At 74.6% G+C, this 6,365-nt stretch carries 5 protein-coding genes; 1 reads left to right on the top strand and 4 read right to left on the bottom strand.

The window, feature by feature from the left end; genetic code table 11:
* The 4 genes from AC51EU_RS25500 to AC51EU_RS25485 form a co-directional block, all read right to left on the bottom strand.
* Nucleotides 1-292 (bottom strand): XdhC family protein (locus AC51EU_RS25500; RefSeq protein WP_496269421.1); only part of this gene is annotated, 292 nt, incomplete at its 3' end.
* A gap of 101 nt (nucleotides 293-393) precedes the next feature.
* Entirely contained in the window at nucleotides 394-2,784 is a 2,391-nt protein-coding gene (locus tag AC51EU_RS25495) for a xanthine dehydrogenase family protein molybdopterin-binding subunit (protein WP_496269420.1), read from the bottom strand.
* Between the two features lie 2 nt (nucleotides 2,785-2,786).
* Nucleotides 2,787-3,323 (bottom strand): (2Fe-2S)-binding protein, encoded by a 537-nt coding sequence (locus AC51EU_RS25490; protein ID WP_496269419.1) that lies wholly within the window; start codon nucleotides 3,321-3,323, stop codon nucleotides 2,787-2,789.
* On the bottom strand, nucleotides 3,314-4,201 hold the full coding sequence (locus AC51EU_RS25485) for an FAD binding domain-containing protein (protein WP_496269418.1): 888 nt from the start codon (nucleotides 4,199-4,201) through the stop codon (nucleotides 3,314-3,316). The genes AC51EU_RS25490 and AC51EU_RS25485 overlap by 10 nt, the downstream gene beginning before the upstream one ends.
* A 272-nt stretch (nucleotides 4,202-4,473) precedes the next feature.
* Between AC51EU_RS25485 and AC51EU_RS25480 the strand changes: the two genes are divergently transcribed.
* Nucleotides 4,474-6,138, top strand: coding sequence for a PucR family transcriptional regulator (locus AC51EU_RS25480; protein ID WP_496269417.1), 1,665 nt, complete (start codon nucleotides 4,474-4,476; stop codon nucleotides 6,136-6,138).
* The last annotated feature ends 227 nt before the right edge of the window (nucleotides 6,139-6,365 follow it).

Raw genomic sequence — 6,365 nt, 5'->3', positions numbered from 1 at the left:
CGATGTCGATGATCCCGCCGCAGGTCAGCCCGACCGCGAAGGCGTCCTCGTCGCTGTAGCCGAAGGTTTCCAGGGCCGGTTCGCCCGAACGCAGGACGTCCTGGCACAGCGTGTAGACCGCGCCCTCCACGCATCCGCCGGAGACCGAGCCGACCGCCGTCCCGTCGGTGTCGACGGCGAGGGCGGCGCCGGGCAGGCGCGGCGCGCTGCCCCGGACGGCGACGACGGTGGCCACCGCGAAGTCGCGGCCCTGCCCGACCCACCGGTGCAGTTCTTCGGCGATGTCCAGCATGGTGGTCTCCTCACGGGCGGTCGGCCGACGGCTCGGTGGGCTCGTGGTTCATGGTGCCTGGCTCCCGGGTGTCGTGGGGCCGCTCGGGGGTCCCGGGCGGCTCATCCGGTGCCGGTCAGGTGCTCGGGGCGTACCGGCGTGCGGTTCAGTTCCAGCCCGGTGGCGTTCCGGATGGCCGCGAGGACGGCCGGGGTCGAGGAGAGGGTGGGGGCCTCGCCGACGCCGCGCAGTCCGTAGGGGGCCCGGTCGTCGGCGAGTTCGAGGACGTCGACGGGGAGGGCGGGGGTGTCGAGGATGGTGGGGATGAGGTAGTCGGTGAAGGAGGGGTTGCGCACCTTCGCCGTCCGGGGGTCGACGAGGATCTCCTCCATGACGGCGACGCCCAGCCCCTGGGTGGTGCCGCCCTGGATCTGCCCGACGACGGCCTGCGGGTTGAGCGCCCTGCCGACGTCCTGCGCGCAGGCCAGCTCGACGACCTTGACCAGGCCCAGTTCGGTGTCCACCTCGACCACCGCCCGGTGTGCGGCGAACGAGTACTGCACATGGCCGTTGCCCTGGCCGGTGACCAGGTCGAACGCCTCGGTGGGCCGGTGCCGGAACTCCAGCTCCAGATCGATCGCCGCGTCCCCCAGGACGTCCGCCAGCTCCGCCAGCACCTCCCCGCCGTCGGTGACGACCTTGCCGTCCTCCAGCAGCAGTTCGGCCGTCGCCCACGCCGGGTGGTACGTCCCGAACGCGCGGCGCCCCCGTTCCAGCACCTCCTCGCGCACCGCCTCGCAGGTGTGCTTGACCGCGCCACCGGTCATGTACGTCTGCCGGGAGGCGGAGGTGGAGCCGGCGGAGCCGACGCGGGTGTCGGCCGGGTGGAGGGTGACCTGGCGGACGCCCAGTTCGGTGCGGGCGATCTGGGCCTGGACCGTCACCCCGCCCTGGCCCACCTCCGCCGCCGCGGTGTGCACGGTGGCGACCGGTTCGCCGCCGACGACCTCCAGGCGGACCCGGGCGGTGGAGTAGTCGTCGAAGCCCTCGGAGAAGCCGACGTTCTTGATCCCGACGGCGTAGCCGACCCCGCGCACCACGCCCTCGCCGTGGGTGGTGTTGGACAGCCCGCCGGGCAGTGCCCGTACGTCGGCGCCCTCGCCCGCGGCCAGCCACTGCCGTTCGGGCGGCATCGGCAGCGCCTTGACCCTGCGCAGCAGTTCGGCGACGGGCGCCGGGGACTCGACGGGCTGGCCGGTCGGCATCAGCGTGCCCTGTTCCATGGCGTTGCGCCGCCGGAACTCCACCGGGTCCATGCCGAGCCGCGCGGCGAGCTTGTCCATCTGCGCCTCGTAGGCGAAGCACGCCTGGACGGCGCCGAAGCCGCGCATCGCCCCGCACGGCGGGTTGTTGGTGTAGAGGGCGAGCGCCTCGATGTCGACGTCGTCGACGGCGTAGGGGCCGACGGACAGGGAGGCGGCGTTGCCGACGACGGCCGGGGAGGAGGAGGCGTAGGCGCCGCCGTCCAGCACGATGCGGCAGGTGACGTGGGTGAGCCTGCCGTCGGCGGTGGCGCCGTGCTCGTAGCGGAGGGTCGCGGGGTGCCGGTGGACATGGCCGAAGAAGGACTCGAAGCGGTCGTAGACCATCTTGACGGGTTTGCCGGTACGCAGGGCCAGCAGACAGGCGTGGATCTGCATCGACAGGTCCTCGCGGCCGCCGAACGCGCCGCCGACCCCGGCGAGCGTCATCCGCACCTTCTCCGGGGGCAGCCCCAGTACCGGCGCCATCTGCCGCAGGTCGGAGTGGAGCCACTGGGTGGCGATGTACAGGTCGACGCCGCCGTCCTCGGCGGGCACCGCGAGGCCGGACTCCGGGCCGAGGAACGCCTGGTCCTGCATGCCGAAGACGTACTCGCCGGTGACGACGACGTCCGCGCGCCGCGCCGCGGCGGCCGCGTCGCCGCGGACGACGGGCTGGCGGTGGACGATGTTGGGGTGCGGGACATGCGCGGCGTAGTGGTCGCGGCGTTCCTCGTGGACGAGGGGTGCGCCTTCGGCGAGGGCGGTGGCCTCGTCGGTGACGACGGGCAGTTCGCGGTACTCGACCTTGATCTTGGCGGCGGCGCGGCGGGCGGTCTCGGGGTGGTCGGCGGCGACCAGGGCCACCGGCTCGCCGTGGTGGCGGACCTTGCCGTGGGCGAGCACGGGGGTGTCGGAGAGCTCCAGCCCGTACGTGGTGCGGCCGGTGGGCAGGTCGTCGTGGGTGAGGACGGCGTACACGCCCGGTTGGGCCAGTGCCTCGGCGGTGTCGAGGGAGACGATCTCGGCGTGGGCGACGGTGGAGCGGAGTGTGTGGCCCCACAGCATGTCCTCGTGCCACATGTCCGAGGAGTACGCGAACTCGCCGGTGACCTTGAGGGTGCCGTCGGGCCGCGGCACGGACTCGCCGATGCCGGCCCTGGTCCTGCCGCCCTGGGTGAGATGTCCGGGGGCGCGGGTGACGTCCGCCATGGTCAGGCCCCCTCTCCGGCGGCCGGGGACGGCGCCGCGGTACGGGCGGCCGCCAGCCGGACCGCGTCGAGGATCTTCTCGTAGCCGGTGCAGCGGCACAGGTTGCCGGAGAGCGCCTCGCGGATGTCGGCGTCCGTCGGGGAGGGGTTGCGCTCCAGCAGGTCGTCGGCGGCGACCAGCAGTCCGGGGGTGCAGAAGCCGCACTGGACGGCGCCGGCGTCGAGGAACGCCTGCTGGACGGGGGCCGGCGCGCCGGGGGCGCCGGCCTGCCCGCCGGCCCCGGCGCGCTGCCGGGCGAGGTCCGCGAGTCCTTCGACGGTGACGACCTCGCGGCCCTCCGCCTGGCCCGCGGCGACCAGGCAGGCGCACACCGGCACCCCGTCGAGACGTACCGTGCAGGAGCCGCATTCGCCCTGCTCGCAGGCGTTCTTGGAGCCCGGGAGGCCCAGCCGCTCGCGCAGGACGTACAGCAGGCTCTCCCCCTCCCAGACGTCGTCGGCCGTGTGCGCGCGGCCGTTGACGGTGATGTTCACGCGCATGCCGTGCTCCTCTCCCCTCCGCGGTAGGCGTCCCAGGTCCAGCCCAGGGTGCGGCGGGCCATCACCCCGACGGCGTGCCGCCGGTAGCGGGCACTGCCGCGTACGTCGTCGATCGGCCGGCAGGCGCCGGCGGCCAGTTGGGCGAAGTGCCGGGCCACGGACGGCGGGACGGGCCCGCCCGAGTCCCACAGCCCCTCCTCCTCCAGCGCGGCGTTCAGGAACTCCTCGGCCTCCTTCGCCCGTACGGGGGTGGGGGCGGCCGAGCCGATGCCGGTGCGCACGGTGCGGGTGGCGGGGTGCAGGGCCAGGGCGAACGCGCAGACCGCGATGACCATGGCGTTGCGGGTGCCGACCTTGGAGAACTGCTGCGGCCCGTCGGCCCGGGGCAGGTGCACGGCGCGGATGAGTTCGTCGGGCTTCAGGGCGTTGCGCTTGACGCCGACATAGAACGCGTCGACCGGGATCATCCGGCGGCCGCGCACCGACTCGGCCTCGACCATGCCGCCGGAGGCCAGCAGCGCGGGGTGGGCGTCGCCGGCCGGGGAGGCGGTGCCGAGGTTGCCGCCGACGCCGCCGCGGTTGCGGATCTGCGGGGAGGCGATGGTGTGCGAGGCCAGGGCGAGGCCGGGCAGTTCGGTGCGCAGGTTCTCGATGATGCGGGTGTAGGGGACCGAGGCGCCCAGCCGTACGGTGTCCGTGCCGACCTCCCATTCGGCCAGTTCGCCGATGCGGCTGAGGTCGAGGAGGCGGCGGGGGCGCCGGTGGTCGAAGTTGATCTCGACCATGACGTCCGTTCCGCCCGCGAGGGGCACGGCGTCGGGGTGTTCCGCCTTGGCGGCGAGCGCCTCCTGCCAGCCTGCGGGGCGAAGGAAGTCCATTGCGGGGCCCTCTTCCACGAATCGGGTGCGACGGCGGGCCCGCCGTCCCGGGAGGACGGGCCCAACGGCCCTGGACACCGTGCGCTCCCGTGTCCTTTTCCCTGCCGTTGAGGCAAGTCAACGCGCGGTGCGGCCCCCGGGTGCAGTCACCGAAACCATGAAGCGGTTGGCTGGCCAGGGCGTATGTCTTGTAGATTCGAACGAACGGCGGGGTGCAGAAACCTCGCGGCATTCCACCGGTAACACGAGAAGCACAGATCGGCGGGCGAGGCATGCGGCTCCGCACACTCCTGGAGACACCACCCCTGGGCCTTCGGCTGCTCGGGGGCGAGGACGAGCTGGAGCGCACGGTGCGCGGGGTGATGACCACCGACCTGCGCGACCCCAGCCGTTATCTCTCGGGCGGCGAGCTGGTCCTCACGGGGCTGGCCTGGCGGCGTGAGCCGGCCGACTCCGAGCCGTTCGTCCGCATCCTGGTCGCGGCGGGTGTCGCCGGGCTCGCGGCGGGCGAGGCGGAGCTGGGCGCGGTTCCCGGCGATCTGGTGGAGGCGTGCGCCCGGCACCGGCTGCCGCTGTTCTCCGTCGTCGAGGACGTCTCGTTCGCGTCGATCACCGAGTACGTCGTCCGGCAGGTCTCCGGCGAACGCGCCGGAGATCTGGCCGCCGTCGTCGAACGGCACCGGCGGCTGATGACCTCGGGCCCGGCGGGCGGCGGCCCGGAGGTCGTCCTGGACCTCCTCGGCTCCGACCTGGACCTGCGGGCCTGGGTGCTCTCCCCCACCGGCCGGCAGATCGCCGGTTCCTCCCTGGCGGGCGACGCCACCCGGCTGCCCGACGAGGTGGCCGCGCGGCTGGCCGGCGAGCACCTGGCCGCCACCCGCGCCGGGCGCCGCGGCCCGCACCGCGTCACCGCCGGCACCACCACGTACTCCCTCTTCCCCGTCCGCCAGGACGACGGCGACCCGCGCGCCACCCTGCTGTCGGACTGGCTGCTGGCCGTCGAGGCGGACGCCGACGACTGGCCCGAGGAGCGCCTGGACCTGCTGCACGGCGTCACCCAGCTGATCGCCGTGGAACGCGACCGTCGCGAGGCGGCGCGCGCGGTGCGCAGACGGCTCGCCCAGGAGGTGCTGGAACTGGTGCAGTCGGGCGCCCAGCCCACCGAGATCGCGGCCCGGCTGCGGGTGGCGGCGCCGGTCCTGCTGCCGGGGCTGGGGACCGCCCCGCACTGGCAGATCGTGGTCGCCCGGGTCGAGTGGGAGGGCGGCGACGTGCCCGCCGGGCCGGTCGCCCAGGCCCTGCTGGAGGAGATGCTGGCCGACCCGTCCGCCACGGGGCCGGAGTCCGGCGACCGGATCGCCGTCGCCCACACCGGCGACGAGGCGGTGGCACTGCTCGCGCTGCCGGCCCTCGGCGACGAGCCGGGCGAGCGGGCCGCCACCGGCCTGGACGCCGCCGGGCTGCTCGCCCTCGCCCGGGAGCCGCTGGGCCTCGGGCTGGGTGACGACGGTCGGCTGACGATCGGCGTCAGCGCCTCCGTGCACTCCGCCGAGGGACTGCGCGGCGCCCTGGAGGAGGCCCGGCACGCCCGCCGGGTCGCGGCCGCCCGGCCCGGCCGGGTCTGCGCGGCCGGGCACGAGGAGCTGGCCTCGCACGTGCTGCTGCTGCCGTTCGTCCCGGACGACGTGCGCCGCGCCTTCACGGCCCGGCTGCTGGACCCGCTGCGGGACTACGACCGCAGGCACCGCGCCGAGCTGATCCCCACGCTGGAGGCGTTCTTGGACTGCGACGGTTCCTGGACGCGCTGCGCCACCCGCCTCCACCTCCACGTCAACACCCTCCGTTACCGCGTCGGCCGCATCGAACAGCTCACCGGACGCGATCTGTCACGGCTGGAGGACAAGCTGGACTTCTTCCTGGCCCTGCGGATGAGCTGAGGGACGCGGGGGCGCGCGGCGCCTGGACGCCCGCCCGGCCGTCCTGCCGGGGTACGCGGAGCCGTTCTCCCCAGGGCGTTCGGCCCTGTCCCCCGCTCCCGGCGGCACCGCGTGCCGCGCCCTGCCCGGACGGCGGGCGCAGGCGCCCCTCCCCCGCCCGGTGACGGCCTTCCCCGTCATCGGGCGGTCCCGTCCTCCGCCAGGTGTCCGCACCGTTCTCCGTCAGC

This window comes from Candidatus Streptomyces philanthi (genome assembly GCF_059553635.1).
Note: the sequence above shows the minus strand (reverse complement) of the source record. Positions and strands in the feature narration are given on the sequence as shown.

Coding starts and splice junctions, on each gene's coding strand:
- AC51EU_RS25490 (WP_496269419.1), bottom strand. CDS start 3,323: ATGCGCGTGAACATCACCGTCAACGGCCGCGCGCACACGGCCGACGAC.
- AC51EU_RS25495 (WP_496269420.1), bottom strand. CDS start 2,784: ATGGCGGACGTCACCCGCGCCCCCGGACATCTCACCCAGGGCGGCAGG.
- AC51EU_RS25480 (WP_496269417.1), top strand. CDS start 4,474: ATGCGGCTCCGCACACTCCTGGAGACACCACCCCTGGGCCTTCGGCTG.
- AC51EU_RS25485 (WP_496269418.1), bottom strand. CDS start 4,201: ATGGACTTCCTTCGCCCCGCAGGCTGGCAGGAGGCGCTCGCCGCCAAG.